Source organism: Bifidobacterium miconisargentati (assembly GCF_019331675.1).
GTDB classification, from domain to species: Bacteria; Actinomycetota; Actinomycetes; order Actinomycetales; family Bifidobacteriaceae; genus Bifidobacterium; species Bifidobacterium miconisargentati.
Genome location: NZ_JAHBBJ010000002.1, coordinates 179,942 through 203,465, shown reverse-complemented (window position 1 = coordinate 203,465; position 23,524 = coordinate 179,942). Strand labels below are relative to the sequence as shown.

At 59.8% G+C, this 23,524-nt stretch carries 17 protein-coding genes; 7 read left to right on the top strand and 10 right to left on the bottom strand.

The window, feature by feature from the left end; translation table 11 throughout:
- Positions 1–63: 63 nt before the first annotated feature.
- The 3 genes from purB to KIH81_RS02025 all read left to right on the top strand — a co-directional run bounded on the left by purB (position 64) and on the right by KIH81_RS02025 (position 4,809).
- Positions 64–1,500, top strand: coding sequence for an adenylosuccinate lyase (purB, locus tag KIH81_RS02035; RefSeq protein WP_214303843.1), 1,437 nt, complete (start codon positions 64–66; stop codon positions 1,498–1,500).
- A gap of 293 nt (positions 1,501–1,793) precedes the next feature.
- Positions 1,794–4,193 (top strand): lysylphosphatidylglycerol synthase transmembrane domain-containing protein, encoded by a 2,400-nt coding sequence (locus tag KIH81_RS02030; RefSeq protein WP_338024727.1) that lies wholly within the window; start codon positions 1,794–1,796, stop codon positions 4,191–4,193.
- A 334-nt stretch (positions 4,194–4,527) separates the two neighbouring features.
- Positions 4,528–4,809 carry an HU family DNA-binding protein gene (locus tag KIH81_RS02025; protein ID WP_094667237.1) on the top strand — a complete coding sequence of 94 codons (282 nt, stop codon included), beginning with the start codon at positions 4,528–4,530 and terminating at the stop codon, positions 4,807–4,809.
- A 152-nt stretch (positions 4,810–4,961) separates the two neighbouring features.
- On the opposite strand, the gene KIH81_RS02020 is transcribed toward KIH81_RS02025, so the two are convergent.
- The 4 genes from KIH81_RS02020 to KIH81_RS02005 form a co-directional block, all read right to left on the bottom strand.
- Positions 4,962–5,546, bottom strand: a complete 585-nt coding sequence (locus KIH81_RS02020; RefSeq protein ID WP_214303841.1) for a hypothetical protein — start codon at positions 5,544–5,546, stop codon at positions 4,962–4,964.
- A gap of 183 nt (positions 5,547–5,729) precedes the next feature.
- Positions 5,730–8,228 (bottom strand): glycoside hydrolase family 2 TIM barrel-domain containing protein, encoded by a 2,499-nt coding sequence (locus KIH81_RS02015; RefSeq protein ID WP_214303840.1) that lies wholly within the window; start codon positions 8,226–8,228, stop codon positions 5,730–5,732.
- A gap of 194 nt (positions 8,229–8,422) precedes the next feature.
- Entirely contained in the window at positions 8,423–8,842 is a 420-nt protein-coding gene (locus tag KIH81_RS02010) for a hypothetical protein (protein WP_217624835.1), read from the bottom strand.
- Between the two features lie 8 nt (positions 8,843–8,850).
- The gene (locus tag KIH81_RS02005; protein ID WP_236029149.1) at positions 8,851–11,895 is read right to left on the bottom strand and encodes a beta-glucosidase; all 3,045 of its coding nucleotides are present in this window, start codon (positions 11,893–11,895) and stop codon (positions 8,851–8,853) included.
- Positions 11,896–12,119: 224 nt separating this feature from the next.
- Between KIH81_RS02005 and KIH81_RS02000 the strand changes: the two genes are divergently transcribed.
- Together KIH81_RS02000 and KIH81_RS01995 are read left to right on the top strand one after the other, a co-directional pair.
- Positions 12,120–12,830: a LytR/AlgR family response regulator transcription factor gene (locus tag KIH81_RS02000; RefSeq protein WP_214303838.1), complete on the top strand. Its 711-nt coding sequence runs from the start codon at positions 12,120–12,122 to the stop codon at positions 12,828–12,830.
- Complete coding sequence (locus KIH81_RS01995) at positions 12,827–14,101, top strand: ATP-binding protein (protein WP_214303837.1); 1,275 nt, start codon at positions 12,827–12,829, stop codon at positions 14,099–14,101. Before KIH81_RS02000 ends, KIH81_RS01995 begins: the two co-directional genes overlap by 4 nt.
- Before the next feature lie 16 nt (positions 14,102–14,117).
- Here KIH81_RS01995 and KIH81_RS11985 read toward each other — a convergent pair whose 3' ends face one another.
- A complete protein-coding gene (locus KIH81_RS11985) occupies positions 14,118–14,303 on the bottom strand; it encodes a hypothetical protein (RefSeq protein ID WP_236029187.1) in 186 nt (61 codons plus the stop codon).
- Between KIH81_RS11985 and KIH81_RS01990 the strand changes: the two genes are divergently transcribed.
- Positions 14,253–14,420 carry a helix-turn-helix domain-containing protein gene (locus tag KIH81_RS01990; RefSeq protein ID WP_236029173.1) on the top strand — a complete coding sequence of 56 codons (168 nt, stop codon included), beginning with the start codon at positions 14,253–14,255 and terminating at the stop codon, positions 14,418–14,420. The genes KIH81_RS11985 and KIH81_RS01990 overlap by 51 nt on opposite strands.
- A complete protein-coding gene (locus tag KIH81_RS01985) occupies positions 14,420–15,346 on the top strand; it encodes a HipA domain-containing protein (RefSeq protein WP_236029138.1) in 927 nt (308 codons plus the stop codon). Before KIH81_RS01990 ends, KIH81_RS01985 begins: the two co-directional genes overlap by 1 nt.
- 210 nt (positions 15,347–15,556) lie before the next feature.
- Here the strand turns inward: KIH81_RS01985 and KIH81_RS01980 are convergent, their stop codons facing one another.
- The 5 genes from KIH81_RS01980 to KIH81_RS01960 form a co-directional block, all read right to left on the bottom strand.
- Positions 15,557–18,757 carry a beta-glucosidase gene (locus tag KIH81_RS01980; RefSeq protein WP_214303834.1) on the bottom strand — a complete coding sequence of 1,067 codons (3,201 nt, stop codon included), beginning with the start codon at positions 18,755–18,757 and terminating at the stop codon, positions 15,557–15,559.
- A 58-nt stretch (positions 18,758–18,815) separates the two neighbouring features.
- Positions 18,816–19,469 (bottom strand): hypothetical protein, encoded by a 654-nt coding sequence (locus KIH81_RS01975; protein ID WP_236029136.1) that lies wholly within the window; start codon positions 19,467–19,469, stop codon positions 18,816–18,818.
- A 12-nt stretch (positions 19,470–19,481) separates the two neighbouring features.
- Entirely contained in the window at positions 19,482–21,005 is a 1,524-nt protein-coding gene (locus tag KIH81_RS01970) for a family 43 glycosylhydrolase (protein WP_338024719.1), read from the bottom strand.
- A 191-nt stretch (positions 21,006–21,196) separates the two neighbouring features.
- On the bottom strand, positions 21,197–22,726 hold the full coding sequence (locus KIH81_RS01965; RefSeq protein WP_236029134.1) for an ATP-binding protein: 1,530 nt from the start codon (positions 22,724–22,726) through the stop codon (positions 21,197–21,199).
- On the bottom strand, positions 22,723–23,448 hold the full coding sequence (locus KIH81_RS01960) for a LytR/AlgR family response regulator transcription factor (RefSeq protein WP_214303833.1): 726 nt from the start codon (positions 23,446–23,448) through the stop codon (positions 22,723–22,725). The genes KIH81_RS01965 and KIH81_RS01960 overlap by 4 nt, the downstream gene beginning before the upstream one ends.
- Between the last annotated feature and the right edge of the window lie 76 nt (positions 23,449–23,524).

Sequence of the window (23,524 nt, the reverse complement as noted above, 5' to 3'; positions counted from 1 at the left end):
CCGGTTCTTGGCGTTTGACGGCGCGACACCACCGGTTCACGGCTGGAAGTACCCTAGGAGATTATGAAGCTTACCGATATTTCCCCCGCAATCGCACTGACCCCGCTTGACGGACGCTACCACAACGCTACCGCCCCGCTCGTGGAATACCTGAGCGAGCCCGCCCTGAACCGCGAGCGCATGCGCGTCGAAGTCGAGTGGATGATCCTCCTGGCCAACGGCTTCGAGGGCAACGGCAACCAGCCCGTCGTGGATGGCGTCAAGCCGTTCACCGAGGAGGAGAAGGCCTTCCTGCGTGCCATCCCCGAGGATTTCGGCGCCGAAGGCATCGCCGCGCACGCCGCGCATGAGGCCGTGACCCACCATGACGTGAAGGCCGTGGAGTACTACATCGACGACCAGATCGACAAGGCCCCGGCCGAGCTCACGAACATCAACGACGCCCTGAAGACCCTGGTGCACTTTGCCTGCACCTCCGAGGACATCAACAACCTCTCCATCGCCCGTTGCGTGAAGAACGCCATGGAGAACGTCTGGACCCCGGCGTTCAAGGAGATCATCGACCACCTCGCTGACAAGGCCGAGGAGTACAAGGACAAGGCACTGCTCTCCCTGACCCACGGCCAGCCGGCCACGCCGACCACGCTCGGCAAGGAGCTCGCCGTCTACGTCTACCGTCTGAACCGTCAGCTCAAGCACATCGAGAACCAGGAGTACCTGGGCAAGATCAACGGCGCGACCGGCACGTTCGGCGCCCACCTGGCCGCCTGCCCGGACGTCGACTGGATCGCCGTCTCCCGCGAGTTCGTCACCAACCGCATGGGCCTGACCTGGAACCCGCTGACCACGCAGATCGAATCCCACGACTGGCAGGCCGAGCTGTACTCGACCGTCTCCCACGCCAACCGCATCATGCACAACCTGTGCGTGGACGTGTGGATGTACATCTCCCGCGGCGTGTTCGCCCAGGTGCCGGTCAAGGGCGCCACCGGCTCCTCCACCATGCCGCACAAGGTCAACCCGATCCGCTTCGAGAACGCCGAGGCGAACTTCGAGCTCTCCTGCTCGCTGCTGGACACCCTGTCCGCCACGCTGGTGGAGTCCCGTTGGCAGCGCGATCTGACCGATTCGACCACCCAGCGCAACATCGGCTCCGCGCTCGGCTACTCCCAGCTGGCCCTGTACAACCTGATGGGCGGCCTGAAGTCCATCCACCCGAACGACCATGTGATCTCCCGCGAGCTGGACGAGAACTGGGAGGTGCTCGGCGAGCCCATCCAGACCGCCATGCGCGCCTGCGAGCTGCGCGGCCTGCCGGGCATGGACAAGCCGTATGAGAAGGTCAAGGAGCTCATGCGCGGTCACGAGATCAACAAGGAGCAGGTCGAGGCGTTCATCGACCAGCAGTCCTTCGATCCGGAGACCGCGGCTCGTCTCAAGGCCCTGACCCCGGCCACGTACACCGGCGTGGCCTCGAAGCTCGTCGCCTTCGACCGCTGACGATAGCGTAGCCTTCAGGCGCGAGTCCGTGCGGTGATTCCCGCGGGGCTCGCGCCTTTCGTCTTTTCCGGGCCGTCCTCTCCGGCCGATCCGGCTCCCGACCATCCAGTTCACGAATTTCATCCAGTGCAAGGCAGGTGCGACAGCAACCCATGGCCAGTGATCAGCAGTCCCAAGTGAACGAACAGACACAGAACCAGCAGGACGGGCAGGACAAACCGCAGGACCCAACGCGGGGCCGGCAACAGGACTCCAAGCAGGGCGAAGAGGACGGCACTCCCGCCGGTCCCGTCATCGAGGATGTGGCGCCGCGCCGCACGCGCGATTTCGCCGATCTGACGCGCGCCGGGCTCTCCCTGCTCATGGCTGCGGTGGTCATGGTGTTCGCCGTATATCTGGGCGGCATGACCCGTGGCATGGAGTCGGACGCGCATACCGCTGCCCGCGCCATCAACTGGCTGGCCGATATCCCCTCCACCGTGCTCACCCAGCTGTCCACCATCGTGATCGTGGTGATGGTCTTGGGCCAGTTGCTGCTTACGCGCGCCTGGCTGGAGGCGGCGGTCTCCGCGCTGACCATGTTCGCCGGATACGGCACGGTCTGGGGCATTTCCCTGCTCATCAGCGGCCTCAACGACCGCACCCTGCCCGTGGCGCTGATCTCCGCCACCACCACGTTCGGTTCCGGCCTGTTGCCGGACATCTACGCCGGCATGGCCGCCTTCCTGACCGTGGCCGGGCCGCGCCGCATCCGTTCCAGTGTGAAGTGGAGTTGGAACATCCTCTATATCACGGCGGCGGTGATGGTGATGCTCTCCTGGCATTCGGTCACCGGCATGCTCATATCACTGGCGGCGGGACGCACGGTGGGCATGCTCATCCGTTTCCTCATGGGCACGCAGAACACCGGCGTGTGGGGTGCCGATCTGGTGACAGCGCTCAAGGGCATCGGACTGGACACGGCCTCGCTCATCCGCCATCAGGAGCCCGCGCTGGCCGGCCACGGCTCGCTGGCCGCCACCTTGGACGATGATCTGGCCGAAGGCTCGCGCATCTACGATTTGGAGACCACGAACGGACGTCGCTTCATCGTTTCGGTGATCGACGCGCAGACCCATACGGCCGGATACCTCAAGCAGCTATGGGACTGGGCACGATTCACCAGCGTGTCCATCAGGCGCGACCGGTCCGTGCGCGAGGCCGTGCAGCATCATCTCGCCATGCTGCTGGGCCTGCACAACATCAAGCTGCCGGCCCCCGCCCCCTACGGCATCGCCGATACGGACGAGTCGGCCATCCTGGTACTGGACGCGCACACCATCGAACTGCCGGCCAACCTGCGCACCCTCACCAAGGCGGACGCGGTGGCGTACATGCGCTATCTTTCGGTGGCGAACCGCCGCGGATACACGCATCGGCGCATCACCCCGGACACGCTGGCCCGACTGGACGACGGCACGGCGGTGATCGCCGGCTGGCTCAACGGCGACAACGCCTCCGCGCCGGCCAACCTCGCGCTTGACAAGGTGCAGCTGCTGGTGCTGTTCGCGGCGCTCATCGGCGTGGACGACGCGATCGCCGCCGCCCGCGAGGCATGGGGGGACACGGTGCTGGTGACTTTGGCCCCGTTCATCCAGAAGGTGGCCATCCCCTCCCCCACCCGCGCATTGGACACCTGGGACAAGCAGCTCCTGGCCTCGCTGCGTGGCGGCATCAACGCGCTGATGGACGAGGAGGTGGCCGAACAGGCCGAACCGGTGACACTGGCACGCTTCTCCTGGCGTTCGATGATCACCATGCTGCTGGTCATCGTGGCCGTGGTGGTGGTCTTCACCCAGCTCAAGCCCGAGGAGATCATCGCCGCGATCACCAACGCCAACCCGGTGATGGCGCTGGTGGTGATGGCCTTCGGCGTGTGCGGCTGGATCGGCTCCTCGATTTCGCTGGGCGCGCTGATGGATGCGGACCGACGGAACAATACGGGCGTGTTCATGAGCCAGGTGGCCGGCGGCTTCGCCACGGTGTCCATGCCGGCGGGCGTGGGCCCCTCCTTCGTGAACCTGCAGTTCCTACGCAAGTCCGGCTATCGCAACACCCAGGCCAGCGCCATCATGAGCGCCGCGCTCGTGGTCTACTACGCCGTGTACTTCGCGATTCTGGTGCTCATCGGCCTGTTCACCGGCCGCAACATGTTCACCGGCGCGATTCCGACGAACACGCTCGTCATCGTGCTGGGCGCGGTGGTGGCCGTGGTGAGCGTGGCGATGATGATCCCGCCGCTACGCCATTGGGTGACCGGGCGTCTGATGCCGTTGGCCAAGACCTACATCAACCAGCTGCTGGACGTGCTCTCGCAACCGCGCGAGCTCACGGTGAGCTGCCTGGGTGCGCTGTTCCAGAACGTGACCACCGGTCTGGCGTTCTGGGCGGCGTTGCAGGCCTTCGGCTATTCCTCGAACCCCATCGAGACCACCTTCGTGTTCATGCTGGCCTATGCCCTTGGTTCCGCGGTGCCCACGCCGGGTGGCCTGGGCGGCGTGGAGGCCGCGCTGACCTTCGCGTTCGTGGCGGTGGGCGTGCCACAGGGCGTGGCGCTGTCCGCCACGCTGCTGCATCGCGTGGTGTTCTACTGGCTCAGGGTGCCGCTGGGCGCGGCCGCCATGAAGTGGCTGGACCAGCGCAATCTGGTGTGATTGGCAGGGGTGGCGGCGGAAGACGCGACTGTCGGCGCCGCATCCTGGTGCGACGGCCCAGCATGACGTTCCATTACGATGGCGAAACCCTTGATTTTGTGCCAAAAACCGGCAAATCGTCAACAAATCCCCACCTCACCGAGCCTCGCATCGGGCCGTACCGTGGTTCATCTTCCGTTTACCGGTCGAATCGTGCTCATTTCGGGCCGATTTCACGGAAAAAAGATGTGAAAAGCCTTATAAAATGCGGGTTTAGGCAGGTGCATGCGCTATCATCATGTGATGAACGCGGACAAGCGGCAGTGCTTGTCCCCTGACCCAAGAAGGATGCTTTATGGCATACAACAAGTCTGATCTCGTCTCGAAGATCGCCCAGAAGTCCAACCTGACCAAGGCCCAGGCCGAGGCTGCCGTTAACGCCTTCCAGGACGTGTTCGTCGAGGCTCTGAAGTCCGGCGAGGGCCTGAAGCTCACTGGTCTCTTCTCCGCTGAGCGCGTCAAGCGCGCCGCTCGCACCGGCCGCAACCCGCGCACCGGCGAGACCATCAACATCCCGGCTTCCTACGGCGTGCGCATCTCCGCCGGCTCCCTGCTGAAGAAGGCCGTCACCGAGTGACCCTTCGCTCATAGCGAGCAGTAACGAGACGAAAAGGACCCCGACCATGACGGTTGGGGTCCTTTTGTATATGTGCTCTCCCCGACTTTCCCGGTCAGGGAAACCGTCGCGCCATGCGACTGGGAAGTAGTTCCACAACAGCGGATACTGACCTACTTGCCTTCGGGGAAGATGATCTTGTAGATCGGGAAGTAGATGACCATCTGCACGCCGCCGTTGACCACGGTGATGAGGATGTTGTACACGGCCGGCGGCACCAGGCCCTTGAGCAGCGGCACGTACAGGCCCATCAGGAAGCTGCACACGATAGTGATGAGAACGAACGCCACCACGTACCAGGCGATCTGGAACCACACGTTGCCGTGTGACTTGAACGTTATGTTGCGCTGCATCGGGAAGTTCACGCACTGCGCCACGAACAGGGTGATGGCGAACGCGGCGAAGTAACCCATGCCGCCGGTGGCGTCGCCGGTGACCGGATAGTCGAACACGTATGTGTCCACCGGGCCGAGCGAGAGATGGATGAGCTGCGCGGGGATATCGCACCAGTCGGTGAACCGGTAGAACAGGCCGGGCAGGAAGGTGAGCATGGCGTATTGCAGCACGGTCACGAACAATGAGAATGCGTAGAACATCACGAACTGCGCGACGAGTTTGTGCTTGGCAGAAAAGCGCTGCCACCATGCGGCAAGCGGGCTTGTGGATTGCGGTTGCGTTGCGGTTTCGGTCTGGGACATGGCTGGATTCCTTAACTGTTGGAGTGGGACGCGATGAGCTCCCCTCAGTCTCGCTTCGTTCGACAGCTCCCCTCAGAGAGGGGAGCCATGAACGCACGAATCCGGCTCCCCTCTCTGAGGGGAGCTGTCACCGCAGGTGACTGAGGGGAGCAACGCACGGCGACGAAGGATTCACCGTGCGCATTAAGCGACGGGGATGGTGAGGGTGGCGGTGCGGGCGCCGTCGGTGACGGTCAGGGTGACGGCGTCGCCGGATACCGCGGTTTCGGGGGCCTGCACTACGGCGAGCGCTTCGCCGTAGTACGTGCCGGTTTCGCCGGTCACGAAACTGCCCTTGTTGCAGGGTGCCGCACAGCCGAAGCCGAGCAGGGCACCATCGGTGACGGATGCACGCAATGTGCCGCGTTCGAGGGGTTTGGTGATGCCGTGTTCGTCCGCATACCGTACGCGCACGAAGGCGAGACGGCCCGGTGCGACCGTCACCGGCTTGTTGACGGCGGACAAATCAGCGCGATCGCCATCGGCATGGCCAGCGGCACCGGCCCATTCGACCTCGGCGACCAGCTCGGTGCGTTCTGAGGCGCTGGTGAGCGACCTGCGGCCGATTTCACGGCCGCTGGCATCGTAGGAGACCGCTTCGATGACGCCCGGCTGCCAGGTGACAGTGAATCGCGCGAGGCAATCGTTCCTGAGTTCCTTGCGACCGACTTCCCTGCCGTTGATGAGCAACGCCACCGATGCGGCGCGAGCGTACACCTCGACGTTGGCCTTGGCGCCGTCACAGCCGTTCCAGCTCCACGAGTCACGGGCGCCGGTCATCTTCCATGCGCTGGGCGAATGCTTGTGGTCGGTGTGGTTGACCGGATTGACGGCGATGTACGGGCCGGGCTCCGCTTCCAGCGCCACGCGCGTGTACAGCGCCTCGCCGAGCGGCTTGCCGGTCAGATCGAGACGGCCGGATCCGGAGGTGAGCCAGCCGTATTCGATGTTGAGGCTTGCGTAATCCTCGTATTCCCAAGCCCCGATACCGGTTTCGCCAAGGTAGTCCATACCGGCCCAGACGAAGTCGCCGATGAGCCGGGGATTGTCCTTGGCGAATTCGCGGAATTTGTAGGCGTCGTTGCAGAAGGTCTCCGAGCCGAGGATGAGACGGTCCGGATACTTCTTAAGGTCATGAGCGTAGCGCTTGATGCCGTAGTTGTAGCCGGCGATGTCCATCCGGGCGAAGGCGTCGCGCGTGGCCCAGTCGCACATGGGCATGGTGGCCATGGTCTTCATGAACCCGGCGCCGAGCAGGCCGGCCAGACGATTGAAGAACTCGCTGCCCACGGCCTTGTGCTTGTCCTCCAATTCGCCGGCGGCACGGCGTTTTTCGGCGGCCGCGGCCTCCTTGGCGGCCTTCTTGTCCGAGTACTGGCCCACGCCGATGGACGTGAGGAAGTTGAAGAAGATGTTGATGCCGCAGGTCACCGGTCGGGTCGGGTCGAGCTCATGCAGGAACTCAGTCATCTCGCCGGCGAGCGCGATGCCGCGTTTCTGGGCGGTCTCCCCCACCTCGTTGCCGGTGGAGTACAGGACGACGCTCGGATGGTTGCGGTCCTTGAGAACCATGTCCGTCAGGTCGGCCTTCCACCATTGGTCGAAGTAGTCCACGTAGTCGTGCTGGGTTTTGTGGATGTACCAGTGGTCGATGTATTCGTCCATGACGAGCACGCCGAGCCGGTCGGCCGCGTCGAGCAGGGCCTTGGAGCAGGGGTTGTGGGCGGAGCGGATGGCGTTGTAGCCGTTGGCTTTCATCAGGGCGATCTTGCGCTCCTCGGCGTCCGCATAGGCGCAGGCGCCGAGCACGCCGTTGTCGTGGTGGATGCAGGCGCCCTGGAGAATGACTCGCTTGCCGTTGATGGTGAAGCCGTCGGAACCCCAGGCGAGTTCGCGGATGCCGAAGGTGACGTCCGTTTCGTCGGTGACAGCCGGGTCGGCGGCGGAGGCGTAGGTGATGTGAGCGGTGTACAGGTTCGGCTCGTCCGGCGACCACAGGCGAGCGTTGGGAATCTCGAGGGTGACGACGGCCTTGCCTTCACTGGTGGAGGTCGTTGGCGGGAGCCCGTCGACGGCAATGGAAACCGCGCCGGGGGCGGTGGTCTCGACGGTGAATTCGACTTGCGCGGGCTTGGTGCCGTCCGGCGAGCCGATGGATGCGGTACGCACGGACACGCCGTCGAGGGCGATATGGCTGTGTGGTGCGGTCCATAGCGTGACCGGGCGGTAGATGCCGGCGCCGGAGTACCAGCGAGAGTTGGGCTGGTCGGCGTTGCGCGCGATGACCCGGATCTCGTTCTCCCGGCCGATGACGAGCCGGTCGGTCACGTCCACGGTGAAGTTCGTGTATCCGTAGGGGCGGAACATGGCCTTTTCGCCGTTGATCCAGACCTCGGCGTTGTGGTACACGCCCTCGAATTCGAGGATCATCGTCTGGCCGGCGAGTTCAGGACCAGGGATGAACTGGCGCACGTACTCGTAGTCGCGGCCTTCGAACCATCCGGAGTTGAGGCCGCTGGCGGCGAGCGGGGTGCGTGGTTCGCTGAGCATCGCGTCATGCGGGAGCGTCACCGGGGTGAACGCTTCGTCCGAGGCGTTCAGGTGGCGGTAGGACCAGTCGCGGTTGAATTCGATGGCGTGCATGGGGGCTTTCGTTTCTTTGGGGTGAATATGAGTTAGAGGGCTTGAGCTCGGATTGGCAGCGCTCCCCTCAGTCCGCTTCGCGGCCAGCTCCCCTCAAAGAGGGGAGCCAAAATGTGAGACAGGCTCTTCTCCTCTAAGGGGAGCGGTCGCGAAGCAGGTCAAGGAAAGCAGATGCGGGATGGCTTTGCAGCCGGTCAGGCCTTGCGCTTGCGCATGAAGGCGGAGACGATCAGCGCAAGCAGGGTGATGGCGATGAGCACGCAGACCTTAATAATCCACGGCATCATGCTCACGTCACCGAACATGGCCAGACCGAAGAAATAACCGACAAACGTGTAGACGGTGTCCATCAGGAACCGGCACAGGGCCAGCATGCATACGGCGGGGGCAAGGGCGGCGACCCAGTCGTTGTCCACGAACAGGGTAGCCACCTCGGCCGCCACCACAAGCAGCAGCGGCACGATGATCCACGGGCTCACGCCGTCTCCGGAAGCCTTGCCGTACATGGCGTAGATGATCAGCGAAGCGATGGCGGCCACACCACCGGCCAGACCGATGTAGAACCCGATCGTCCGGTTGGAGAAGATACCTGAGAGCGCATTGTTCTTGGTCATGATGTCACTTACTTTCCTGACGTGGTCTGGACGGTTACCGTAGCATCCTTACGGCTGTGGCGAGAGCTCAGGACAAGCATCACCGCAGCTCCTGCAGTGAGTAGACCGAACACACCATCGATGCCGTAGAGGGCGTACTGCCACCACGGGGTGATCTTGACCACCGTGGAGTTGGTGCTCAGACCGTTGACGAGAATCGTATGGCTGAGCGTGTAGTGGAAGTTCTTCACCGCGCTGCGCAGATATCCGAGCATATCGCCGTCATCTTCGTTCTCAATCCACTGGAGAATCGCAGCCTTCGCGGTGCCCTCCGGGTCGATGCAGTAGGTGGTGGTTCCAGCGGACAGCGAGGAAGTAAAGTGCGACTTATACTCGCCACCGGCGATGCCGTCGGTCTCCTCCATGCCCTTGAAGCCCCATTCATTACGGATGACCTGGGTGACCAGCGCCTTGCTGGAGGACGAGAATACGAGACCGATGCGGTTGAACGCCTGCATCAGGGCCGTGCTCTTCCCGCTGGAGAGAATGCCTTCCTCGGCCTTAAGCGATCCTTCGCGGAATGCCTGCTCGTTGAAGAACAGGTTCAGACCTTCACGGTAAAGCTCCTGATCGTTGCCGGTCACATGCTTGACACCTACGGCGATGCCCTTGTCCTGAATGACGCTCAGCTCAACGAGATTGTCAAGATAGGTGATGATGCTGTCCTCGGACCAGTATTCGCCGTTACGGCCGCCGAACGGGGTGCGATGCAGGTTGCCACCGCCTCCCCAGAACAGGGGCATGTTGCAGTACATGGCTTCTTCGGCCTGCAGTTCGCCACGCCGCTGCATGCGTTCATAGCTCCAGGTGGCGGCTTCCACGCCGGTGGAGGGATACAGCGTTACATTGCGGGTGTCACCGTATTCCTTGGCGTAGGTGTTATCACCGATAGAAGCGGTACCATCGCCGGAGGTATAGGCGGGACGCCCCACGGAGGCGACTTCGGGGGTACCGAACATGTCGGACAGCTGGCTGGTCATCTCTTCGACGGTCATCTGGTCAAGGTACTTGTTCCAGGTGTCATCATCGTTGTAGTCCACATCCTTCATCATCACGAAGGTCAGGCCGTTGTCGGCTCCCTGCGTGTAGTCGCTGACGGACTTGGCATCATCGGCCTTCTTGTATAGGTCGCCCTTGAGCAGTTCGATCATCTCGTCGGTGGCGGTCATCTGGACCGGTTCGGTGGGGAACGTGCCCTTCCAGTCGGAGCGGGTCAGGTAGGTAACCGCGTCCTTCTGCCAGTAGTTGGCGTCGGCGTCCTCGAACTGGTTGGTGACCTCCTCGCCGGTATCGGAGTACTTGTAGGTGTCCGTGTCGATCTTGTCGTAGGACCAGTGATAGGTCTTGGCGGCGTCGCCATCCACGGCATTGCCGTCGATGTCGGTCATGCCGGTGGCACCCTTGGCGGCGAGCACATTGTTGAGCGCGTCGTGGGCGTTGTCGCCGATGGCGAAGTAGTAGTCGCCGGCGGAGAGGATGTAGCCCCTAGCCTTGGTGTAGTCATAGCTGGCGAGGAGGTAACGGTCCACCGTGATCTTGACGGTTTCGGACGCACCCGGAGCGAGCTCCTTGGTCTTGCCCTGGCCGGCGAGCTGGATGGCGGACTTCTCCACCAGGTTCTTGCGCTCGTAGTCGCCGTACGGGGTCTGCGCGTACAGCTCGACCACGGACTGGCCGGCCACGTCACCGGTGTTGGTCACCTTGACCTCGGCGGTGAACAGGTCCTTGTCCTCGTCATAGGTCACGCCGGTGAGCTCCTGATCGAACGTGGTGTAGCTCAGGCCGTAGCCGAACGGGTAGCTCACCTCGTTCTCGTACTTCCAGGAGGAGGCGTCATTGGTGGCGCCGACTCCACTGGAGGCTCCGGAGGACGGGTCAATGATCGTGTCCTCGTAGCGGGTCTCATAGTACTTGTAACCCACGTAGATGCTCTCGGACTGCACCACCACGTTCTGCACGTTGATAGCCTTGTCACTCACTTGGGAGGTGACTTCATCGTTGTTGGCCCAGTGCACGGTGTTCTGGCTAGAGACATGAGCCGCCGGAGAAGACATGGAGCTCACGGCGTAGGTATCCGTCAGGCGACCGGACGGATTGGCCTTGCCGGTCAGCAGATTGGTAACGCCTTCGAAGCCTCGCTGGCCCGGGTTGCCGATCCACAAACAGGCGTCCACATCGTAGTCATCCAACCATTCGACTTCCATCGGATAGGCGCTGTTGAGCAGTACGATGATCTTGGAGAACTTGCCGGAATCCTTGATCATCTGCAGTAGGTCCTTTTCGTCCTGGTGCAGGCTCAGGGAGCTGATGCCTTCCGGATCCTCCATCATCATCTCGGTGTCCTCGCCACCTTCACGGGCAAGCATCACAATGGCGGCATCGTTGTAATCGTTCTGCCAACTGGACTGGAGATCGTTGGTGTAGAAGGACGAAGGTTCTTCACCTAGTTCGGGCGGGTCACTCGGTTCTCCGGTCGAAGTCGGGCCACCCGCAACCTGCAGATTGTTGCTGGCCACGCGCGTGGTCTTGCTCTTCTTATACGCCTGATACAACGTGTCGTTGACCTTGAATCCAGCGGTTTCCAGTGCTTCCTTGAGATCGATGGTGTATTCTTCATGTTCCGCGGCCGTGCTGTTGGCGCCGCCCGGATCGTAGACCGGCTGAACCACGGCATGCCCGAAGAGGGTCACGCTGCCAGCCTTCATCGGCAAAGCGTTATTCTCGTTGCGCAGCAGCACCGAGCCTTCCTCCTGCTCCTGCACCGCCTCGTCATAGGTGTCGGCGATGAGCTTCTGCAGATTCTCAGCGTTAAGGTCACCGTACGAGCTCTTGTAATAGTCAGTATCACCGGCGTCGCCGTTATTGACGATCTTCGTGGTGGAAGTGCCGAGTGCGGAATTGATGGTTCCGGTGTAGGTCAACGCCGTTTGGGTACCGCACACGCCGAACACCAGCAACGTTGCCGCCACCGACGTGAGGCCGCGCCACAGCAGTCTCGACTGTCCCTTCATCATGGCTCCTTTGTCCTTCATGATCCTGTTGTCCCGTCTCGCCTGCAGTGCGGGGCGGTCGTTTGCAACATCAATGTCATGGTTCATAATGCCGGAGCGGCACCGGCGACAACCGGACGTTGGCGTAACCTGTCGTCGCTGCGGTCATAACCTGCGCATGCGGTCGGCCCGAATCGCACAGGCGTTTTCTATAATCGAAGCTACGTAAGGGAGAACGGGAAACGTCCATGACCAAAGTCGCGATAATCGATGATGAGGAACGCGAGCGGGAGACGCTGAGCGATGCGTTCCGCAGGCTGTCCGGCGAACTCGGCGTACCGATAGAACCGATCGCGTTCGATTCGCCGACCGCCTTTCTTGCCGACTATGACTATTCCTATGACCTGATCTGCATGGATATCGACATGCCCGAGCAGGATGGCGTATCCGCTGCCCATCGGCTGCGCGAGCTGGACTCCGACGTGCCGCTGGTGTTCGTGACGAACATGGCGCAGATGGCGATCCGCGGGTACGAAGTGCGGGCGCTGGACTTCATCCTGAAGCCGGTCAACTACTATTCGCTGTCCATGAAGATGCGCTCCGTCCTGACGTTGATCGGCAACAGACGTACACGCAATCTGGTGTTTCCCACGGCGGACGGTTTCATGTCCGTCAAGTCGGACGAACTGCATTATGTGGAGGTGCGCGGGCATTACCTGTTCTTCCATACGGCGCAGGGGTTGCTCCGTCAGCGAGGCTCCATGCGTGAGTGGGAGGAAAAGCTGGAAGGGCTGCCGTTCGCGCGCTGCAACAACTGCTATCTGGTCAACATGGAGCAGGTGTCTTCAGTCAGCGGCGACGAGGTGCGTGTGGCCGGCGACTGGCTCAAGATGAGCCGTCCGAAGAAGAAGGCGTTCCTGGAAGCGCTGGCGGATTACATGGGAGGTGTGCGCGCATGATCTTCGCGTTGTGGGACCGTATTTCCTATATCGTGCAGCTTGTTGCAGCCTGCGGCATCTTCATGGTGAATGTGCGCAAGCGGCCCTGCTTTGTGTGGCGGCTTGCTGGATGCACGTTGGCGCTTATTGTACTGGCCTACGTGTTCGGCAGTGTGGTGGCCATCCCATCCGGCACGGTATGGGAGGTGCTGTACTGGGCCGCGTTCGGTGTGGTTTGCGTACCAATGGTGATGCTGTGTATGGAAGGCTCATTGGCAGAAGCAATCTATTGCACCATTTGCGCCAATGCCATGCAGCACGCAGCATATGAATGCTACATGGTGTACCACATGCTCGCTGGTTCATTGGACAGCGCGCCCCTTGACGGTATCATCACCACTCTGATCTATGCCTCTGTATACGCCGCGTTCTATGTCATGTTCGCACGCAAGCTGCCCAGCAATGGACGTTACCGTATCTCACGCAACGATCTGTTCCCCATGGCCTGCATTTTGTTGTTCATCTGGGTCCTGAGCATCCTCGAACACGACGTCAGCACCATGCGCGACGTCATTTACCACATCAGCGATGCGTTGTGCTGCTACTACATCATGTGGGCGCAGCTCAACGGCCACGCCAAGATGCGGTTGCAGGAGGAGCTGGACGGCGTCAAGTACACGTTGATGCAGCAGGAGAAGCAGTACCGGCTCACGCAGGAGACCATCGACATCATCAATCGCAAATGCCACGATCTGAAGCATCAGATCCGGGCGTTGCGTGAGATGCGGGAGAGTCCGGAACGCGACGAGTACTTCAACGAGGCCGAGCAGGCCATCATGATCTACGACACGGCGGTCAAGACGGGCAACCGCGCGCTGGACATCGTGCTCATGGAAAAGGGGCTGTTCTGCCAGTCGCACGGTATCCAGCTCACCTGCATGGCGGACGGCACGGCACTGGATTTCATGCGCATGGAGGACATCTACGCGCTGTTCGGCAATGCGATGGACAACGCGATTCGCGCGGTGAGCGAGCTCAAGGATCCCGCCAAGCGCGTCATCAACGTCATCATCCGCGGGCAGGGCGATCTGGTGATGATTCAGGTGCAGAACTACCATCAGGGCCGACTGCGGTTCCGGGCCGGGCTGCCGGTCACCACCCAGCGGGACAAGGCACGACATGGGTTCGGCATGAAGAGCATGCTGCACACCGCCGAGCAATACGGAGGCACCCTGAGCGTAAGTGACGACGCCGGCATCTTCTCGCTGCAGGTGCTGCTGCCGAAGCGGTAGTGCAATATTCTGCACATCACATCAGAAGCGCAATATATTGCGCACCACACACGGCATGTGATATATTTTTCACATGTTGGTGATGACTAGCGGTGGCTACGCGCAATTGCTCAAGGACGAACGACAGCGGCAAGGCATCAGCCAGACCGAAATGGCCGAAAAGCTTGGCGTATCCCGGCGTTGGCTTATCGAATTCGAGCATGGCAGAGTGCCCAATCCAGGCTTCGCCACTATTCTCAGCATGCTTTCCGCACTGGGTTTGTCGCTGGATGTGCGCAAAACGCCTCACCCCACCGACCCATATGAATGGTGCCCCTGATGAGCGACACTGAAATCGCCACCCGCCTTCGGACCGCCGCACCCACCGGCCTGCAACCGGCTACGGCAACGGAACACTGGTCCGTTGCCGGGCAGCAAGGCAAAATCGCTCTCAGACTGCACCATGGTTCTTGGTACGTCACGAATGGCATCGCCCGCACCACGCACATCATCAAGCCCGGCATCACCACACTCCCCCTGCAGGCCTTTGACGAGCACCTCACCATGCGTATCGCCGCGGCCTTGGGACTGCATGTAGCCAATACCGAATTCCGATTGTTCGACGGCGTACCCGCCATCATCAGCGAGCGGTACGATCGCCGAATCGCCGATGACGGACAGGTACAGGCGCTGCATCAGGAAGACTTCACCCAAGCACTCGGGCTTCCGGCCTCGTTGAAATACGAGGAGCATAATGGACCCACTTCGGAAGCGTACGCGGCAATGCTTCGCACACATGGACTGCCCGGTCAGGCAGAAAGCAATATCAGAGCTTTCATTGATGGAATCCTGATAAGTTATATGCTCGGGGCCACGGACAGCCATGCGAAAAACTACTCGCTGCTGCTCGATGGGGAATCCGTACGGCTTGCGCCACTCTACGACCTTGCTTCCATATTCCCCTATCTCGGACATGGCAGGCTTGCCGCCAGCGTGACACTGGCGATGAACATCGGAGGCCGGCGAAACCTGCTGCAGCTCAGACGCAAGCATTTGGAACGCTTCGCCGACCGAATGGATATGGACGGGGACCAAATCATCCGCCGATTCGCAACCTTGGTGCGACGGCTCCCCGACGCATTCGAATCCTCGGTTCAATCCAATCACGACACCATTGCGCTGATTGGGGCGCAACAGTTCATCGAGGACTACCGCAAACGCATCACCATGACCTACGACGATGCTGCAAGCTGGTTGGATTGGTGATTACTCGTCCATCACGAGTACATAGCGCGAACGGTTGTGGCCGGGATGGGTGTTCGGAGGAGACGCCCATCCCGGCCACAACCGGAGGAAGAGGAAGAAGATGATGGAATATCAGGCAGATTATCTACCCAGTCAAAGGCAGAAGCATATCGGCCGTCAACCTATTCTTCTTGTTGGGAAAAGACAATTTGTTCTATTAGTGGATTAGCCTCACTTTCCGTTTCTTTTGCTCTTATAGTTTTCAGGATGAATCTTCTCGTCTTTGGCTCGACGCAGAGTCATAATGATTCCTACCGCCACGCCGATTGTAATAATCACATCCACGGCATATACTCCGAGACGCCACGGTGAAGTTCGGTAATACATCTTTCCGCCGGGAACGAGATTATTGGTTTGCGCGGAGTTAGCCATAGTGTATAACGTATTTTTCACTGCACGACGAAGCGCGGCTTTGCCCGTAGCGGTGTCGGTTGACGTGTATTTGCCCGGACTCAGTGTCTTGTCAATCATATGCTGATCGACGCCGGCACGCACCATGCGGTTCACTGCAACATTGTCGTTTGGACCGTTGCCTTGATCATAGTCGGTGATTACAAATCCTTGGAAGCCCCATTCGTTGCGCAGCACATTCGTCATCAGGTTGTAGTCATACGCAGTCCACAAGCCACCGATGCCCGACCAGCCGCTGGTCATCATACAATCAGCAGCCCGCATAGTCTTCGTGGATACGGTGCCCTTGTCATCAGAAATATACTTGATGGTTTTCTTCGCTTCCTTGACTGCGATTTCAAACGGCTTCAAGTAAATCTCGCGCACAGTTTGTTCAGTAGCCCATGCAGATGGAATCCAAGAGCGCCACTCTTCTTGCTCAATCATCGCGAAATGCTTGAGTGCGCAATACGTGCCCTTGTCACCAGCACCGGAAATAACCTGCGCGGCCATCTTACCGGAAACTAATGGATCCTCGGAATAGTATTCGTAGTTGCGCCCCGAGAAGGCGGACCAATGCATGTTTACCGCCGGCGCATACCAGCCGCCACCGTCAACGAAGTAATTTTCTTCACCAACCGCGGCACCCATTGCATACGCGAGCTCGACATTGAACGTCTGCGCCATAGTCGTCGCCGAGGGGAACGAGCAAGCATCAACCCAGCTGTTACCGGAGCTATCGTTCAGAGCAAGACCCTGCGGACCGTCATGCTCAGAAGTGGCAGGCTTGCCGACAGAGTCAAGTCCGCCAGAAGCGTAACCATTGGCGAACAACGCATAATTAATCTGATCATCGTTATAGTCAATCTGGTCAAGGAGGTTGTCCCACCGCTTGTCGTAATAGCTCAATCCGCGCATATTTGACATGGTCAAGCCATTGTCTTTGCCGGATGCAGGAGCATCCTTCTCAGCGACGTAGATTTTGCTGCTTTTGCCATTACCGATGGTCGAATCACTGGCTTCGTCCCATTCACCGTTGCCGTACTTCTCGCTAGTGGCATATCCGTAATCCAGCCATTTCTTGACGGTGTCACTGGCTTGCCGCGTTTCGTCGGTTGGCGCGGAAGGCTGCGTATGGTTCCAATCAGCACGAGTAAGGATGGTTACGTCGTGACCGATTGAGCTATCAGTCATGTACTGATTGGCATGATCGAACTGATTCGATGCGGCAACATATGTTGCATCGGGATTCTCCTCGGCCTTAGCCGGCATACCAGTTGTCGTGCCATCATCATTGAGTTGCGACTGCGCAATCTTCTCAGATTCGCGAACACTGCCATCCTCACCGTTGTACCAGATCGTTTTGGCGACATTGGTTGTACGCTCATCGATGACATCATGACTGTCGGCGCGCAGAGTAATGGCGTAGTCACCTTTCTCTAACACATAGGAACCAGTGGTGTTATTGCCATTGGTATGCGTATAGCAGTAAGACGCCATGTCCTCTTTGTTAAAGATTAGGGTGACGGTTTCAGACGCACCAGGCTGCAGTTCCCTAGTCTTGCTAAATGCGATAAGGTTAGCCGTCGGCTTTTCAATGGAATTGTCGATATCAAATTGCGTATAAGGAGCCCTATAATATACCTGTACGACTTCCTTACCGGCCACATCACCGGTATTCGTCACCGAGACATCAACTGTAATTCTATCATTGGAATCATCGTAATTGGCGATTTCCTGTTTGAAAGTGGTGTATGACAAACCATAGCCGAACGGATATACAACGCCATTATCCCGGTTATAGTAGGGGTCGGCTTCTCCCGCCGGTAGGTTCGAGGATGTGAAATATCCCACTTCAGAAGCGGTTTCATACCAGCGATATCCCATGTATACACCTTCTTCGTACTCACGGAAAGGTGCTTTAAATTCTGCACCACCAAGATACTGAGCCAGCCAAATATTTCTGGTATAGCTGGTGTTTTCATAATCTGACATGCCAGTGCCATTATCGAAATTGGCATATGTAGGGCTCGTGGTCAAATCAGAGACAAACGTATCAACTGTACGCCCTGACGGGTTAACCTCACCATTAAGGATTCTGCCGAGCGATTTGAAACCGAGAGCACCAGGAGTGGCAATCTGCAGAATCGCGTTAATCTGATTATCATCCTGCAATTCAGGAATCTGCATGGTGTTCGTCGAGTTCAGTACGACGACCACGTGTTTGCAGTTTGTCTTCGCATAGTCAATCATGTTACGTTCGGCTTGCGTCAGCGCAAGTTCATGCGGGGTTCCATCCTCATATTCCAACGAATATAAATCACCGCCCTCGCCAGAAACACGTCCGATAAATACAATGCCGACCGTATCCTTGCAGGTTGATGCTACCGATTTCAAATCAGCAACATCGTATTCGGTAATGTTCAGACCACTACCGAGAAAGGCCGTCGCCCCGCCTTCACCACTGGATGACTTCGGTGCAACCTCGATGGTGGCAGCCTTTTTCATTGCGTTCACAAATTCGGTGTTCACGTTATCGAAGGCTTCCGTGATGCCTTTTTCCGCATCGTAAACATAATTGGAAGAAGTATTGGTACTGCCTGATCCAGAACCGCTCATCACCGGATTGAGATACCGATAACCCATAGGCGTAATTGCTGTGGTTGATTTAAGCGGCAATGTGCCATCGTTTTTCAGCAACACCTCACCTTCGTCGGCAATCCGTTCAGCAATTACTGCACTATTCTTCAACGCTTCTTCGGAATTAGAAGCATCAAAATCGTAATAAGAAGCATCCCACCCCGAAGTTCCGTTGGGATTGGAATACGCTTTCGCCCCCTTACCAAGGAACGCATCCAGTGACGGAGTGAAATAGTTGGTGACAACGGTCAGTACGACCGCAAAAATCACAAACACCGCCATAATCGGGATAACGATGGCACGGAATATGCCTCCGCGCATTCTGAGTTTCTTCTGCTTCATTGCATATCTCCTTTACTTGTATGAAATACAGTGTTGCCGAGCAGTAATAGAGCTCGAGTTACTTCTGCTTGAAAATCAGCTTCATGATCGGGTAGAAGACCCAGAACGAGAGCGTGCAGTTGATGATCATGGTGATGAGATCGGCTGCGGTGGCTCCGGCGCCGGCACCCATCACGTCGATGCACCAGCCGTAAAGCGGGGCCTTGTACAGACCCTGCAACGCGGCTGCACCGATGGTGATGATCACATAGGCGAGCACGTACCAGGCCGCGGCCTTCCATACGCTGCCGGTGGATTTGAACGTCACCTTGCGCTGGGTGATGAAGTTGATCACCTGCGCGATGGCCATCGTCAGCTCCACGGCCAGGAAGTAGGCCAGTCCGCCACCGCCCGCGACGCCGGCCGGATCGGTTGTGCCGATGGCTCCGGCCGCGTAGTCGAACACGTAGTACGCGCTACCGTCGAAGTTATGGCCGACCGGCAGTACCTGGAAGTTCGTGGCGACCAGCGGGGTCAGGCCGAACAGCCATTTGAACACCGGCATCAGCACCAGTTGCAGTACCGTGACCGCATTGCACACGATGAAGAACATGATGAATTCGGCGATGCCATGGTGCTTGGCGTCGAAGCGCGCCCAACCGCGCCGGATGGCGGCGATCGGACCGCGGTCCGGGACCGCCGTACGCTGCACGTCTTCGTTGAGTGTTGTCATTGTTCACCTCCTTTACCTGGTCATGAGTTCGAAGTTCAGGAAATCGATGGATCCGGAGCCGGCGTACCGGAAGTAGAGCGGGCAGGAGTGCGCGTTGATTCCGGCGGGAAGGCGCGACGGCTCCACCCGGAACGTCTGCCAGCCGTCGGTCGCGCTGACGGTGATCGGCACCGTGGCGACGACCGACGAGCCGGCCGAATCCACGGAAATCACGAATGCCCCTGTAGCCCTTCCCCTGCCGCGATGCGCGCGGACGGTTGCGGCGATGCCGGCCATCGGACGGGAATCATCGAAGTCGAAGTACTTGAAGCCGGCCACCGCGCCGTCGCGCATGTTGGCGACGTACTGGTGCGCCTCGATCGGGCCAACTTCGGCTTTGGCGTCACGTTCGTCCTGAGTGAAGTAGGGATGCGCAGCCAGTCGTTTGGCGGGATTCGGACCATCGTACCGGCCAGCGCCGTCCTTGCTCCACAGGTTGCAGGCGATGCGCGCCTCGTACCTGCCTTGTCCCCGCAGCGGTCCGCCGTTCAGGCCGCAACTGGTGACTTCGGCCTGGGCGAAGCGCCATTCGCCGCTCGCTTCGTCGAACATGGCATCGAGTCGTTCCGCGCAGGCCTGGCGCGCGTAGGAGCTGCGGTTGGTCTGGCGATGGTAGAACGTGTAGAAATCGTCGCCGATACGCAGCATGCCACCATGCGTGTTGCCGGTGTAGTTCGTCGCATGGGTTTCGTCAGCATGTCCAGGAAGGCCCACGTCGCCGATGCTCACGAGCGTGCCGCCGTAGCGGAAGCCGCTGGTCGGCGAATCGGAAACGGCGTAGCACAGCTCGTGGTTGAGCCGGGAGGAGTAGACGAAGTAGTACTTGCCGTTCCACTTGCGCATCGAGGAGGCCTCGAAGAATTCGTGGCCAACGAACGAGCCGGGGCCGGACTTGGGGAACAGCAATTTTTCGGGCGTGCGGATGGTCACCATGTCAGGCTCCAGTTCGAGCACGTAACCCCCGTCGAAGCCCAGCGAACGAAAGCCGGTGGCGATGGCGGGCACAGGCGTGTAGAAGCCGGAGTACAGGTAGACGCGATTGTCATCGTCCACAAGCACGCCCGGATCGAACGGGAAGGAATCACCCTTGCGGCGTCCCCAAACCGTACCGTCCGCGTAGTGCACGTGGCCGTGGAACTCGTACGGGCCGGCCGGCGAATCGGCCACGGCCACGCCCATGAGCCCCATGAAATCGAAGGCGTAGTAGAGGTAGTAGCGGCCGTCCGGGCCGATCGCCACGTCCGGGGCGAACAGAAGTCGCAGGCCGAGACGATTCTTCGGATCCTGGTTCTTGCGGTAGATCACGCCTTCACAGCGCCAGTCGGACAGGTCGTTCACCGGCGCGGACCAGCAGACGTAGTCGTTGACGCAGAACATCGGGGCGCCAAATCGATCGTGCGAGCCGTAGATGTACACGCGGTCGCCGAACACGTACGGTTCGGCATCGGGGATGTACTCCCCTGCCGGAAGATACGGGTTGAAGGCCTGGCGTTCCACGATGAGCTCCCTTTCGAGTCTGGCGATTCAGAGGATTCCGCAATGAATCCTGATGGTTCCATCATCAGGGAAAGGCCGGTTCGGGAAAGGGCAATTGCATGAACGGTCGATTTATTGCATAAACTCGCGTGCGGCGCGGCTCCCCTCAGTCGGCTTCGTGACAGCCTCACTCAAGTGAGAAGGCTCAGCATCTACCGGGGAATGAGGACGGTCAGATCGAACCAGCCGTCACGTTTGGCGATGGTCAGGGTACCGCCGTACTTGATGGCCGTGTGACGGATGCTTTTGAGCCCGAATCCATGGAATCGCTTGTCCGCCTTGGTGGTGACGGGTAGATCCCCATCCAAACCGGTGGCCGAACCGTCACCCGTCCCGGCAATCGCGTTGCCGGCCGCATCGCCGGATTGCAGATAGTTCTCCACGCGAATCAGCGTGAACCCGTTCGCATCCGAGACCGATACATGAATCAGCCGATGCGAGGCGTCCGCGATCCGACGCTCGTATTCGATGGCGTTGTCAAGCGCGTTGCCGAATATCGTGCAGATGTCCATCTCGCTGATCCGGTTCAGCAGCGAACCGTCCGCCACGCACGTCAGTTCGATGCCATCGCGCGCGCAGACCAGTCCCTTGCCGGTCAGCATCGTATCCAGCACCGCATTGCCGGTTTTGAAACGCGCCTCGTACTCCTTGATACCATGTTCGATATCGTCCAGATACTCCTCGCGTTTGCCGGGGTCGGACTCGCTCCGCAGCACGGTGATCTGATGCTTCAGGTCGTGGTACTTGTGATTGATGACGGCGATGCTTTCCTTCGACTGCTGGTATTGCGCGTACTGCATCTGCAATACGGTGCGCATCGAGTCAAGCTCGCGCCGGGCCTGGTTCTCGCACAGCTGAATATGGAAGGCATAGAGGAAGGCCACGCCTCCGAGCCCCACCAACGTGCGGATATTGAACACCTCGGTGCCGATGGTGCTGGTGAACGGCGTGGCGGTGGATACATAGCTCAGATTGCTCAGCGTGAACGTGGTGATGGCAATGATGGCGGTCACCATAAGGTCCCGCCCGCCCACGTCCAGCGCTTCGGCGTTCTGCCCACGTTCAAGCAACGCCACCACGGCGAATACCGCTCCATAGACGACGATGAGATACAGGCCATCGAGCCACGGCACGTGCATGGGCCAGCCGTACCGGCCCGACAGATAGTAATACAACTGCCATTCGAGCGAGGCGGCGAATTCGGCGATGACGAACGCACGCATCAGCCAATACAGGCATGTGGCCGTCGAGCAATCGCAGCAGAGGCGGATCGTGACGAACATGATGGCCAACGCCACGGCCATGCCGGGCAGCCACAATGCCACCGGCACTACGCCGATGCCGATCTGCACCACCACGAGCGCCGCCAACGAGCCGGCCAGAACGCCAATTTCCCGGGCGCGGGGAGGCCTGCGCACCACTAGTGCGATCAGCGTCACGCAGGCCAGCCATTCGGCGAGCGCCGTATGCACTTTGGGGATGTCCGGCACCGTGCCCACGGCGTTCGCGGCATCGGTCGATGCAAGGTTTATGGCGGTGGCCCCGGCATCAACCCCGGTGAACCGGACGAGCCAGCCGAACGCATCGAGTAGGCCGGACGGCCCGGATAAGCCATGCACCCCGAACAAACCAATCATGTCGGCGAGCGCACCACCCCATGCTGCGACTCCTGTACCCATCATTTGATCACGTTCCCGAGGTAGGCGGTGAGCGCGGTGAGCAGGTCGCGCTGTTTGGCCCGGCTGACGGGGATGCGTGTGCCGCCGCCGATCACGGCACTGCCTTCCTCCACGCCGCGCACGTGCGCAAGATTGACGAGAATGCCCTTGTTACAGCGGAAGAACGATTCATCGGCGAGCTTATCCTCGACTTCCTTCATCGAGGACGCAGTGGATTCGAATACGCCGTCCGCCGTATGGTAGGCCAATCGGTGACCGCTGCTTTCGATCCACAGTATTCGGGAGATGGGCACGCGCACGGTGCTGGTTTTGGAAGCGATGACCAGATACCTCTCCTCGGCGCGTGATCGGGTCTGCATGCGGGAGATGGCACGGCCGAGCCGTTGCGTGAACGCGAAGTAGGAGATGGGTTTCAGCACGTAGTCCAGTGCGTCCACGCGGTAGCCCTGGATGGCGTATTGGGCCATGTTGGTGATGAAGATGATGACCACCTGGCCGTCCACCTCGCGGATGCGCTCGGCGGCGGTCATGCCGTCCATGGACGCCATTTCGATGTCCATCAGAATGATGTCCCATTCAGCGCGGTAGTTCTCCACGATGTCTTCGCCGTCTGGGAAGACCGTGACGTCGAACCGTTCGTGAATCTCTTCGGAGTACTGCTCCAGATACTCGCGCAGGGTCTGCGCATAGGCAGGTTCGTCCTCCACGATCGCCACACGAATCATATGCCGCGCCTCCTTTGCCGCCGACCGATCACGTACCGTACCACTGTAATGCACGGCGGACGGTGGCGGCGGGAGA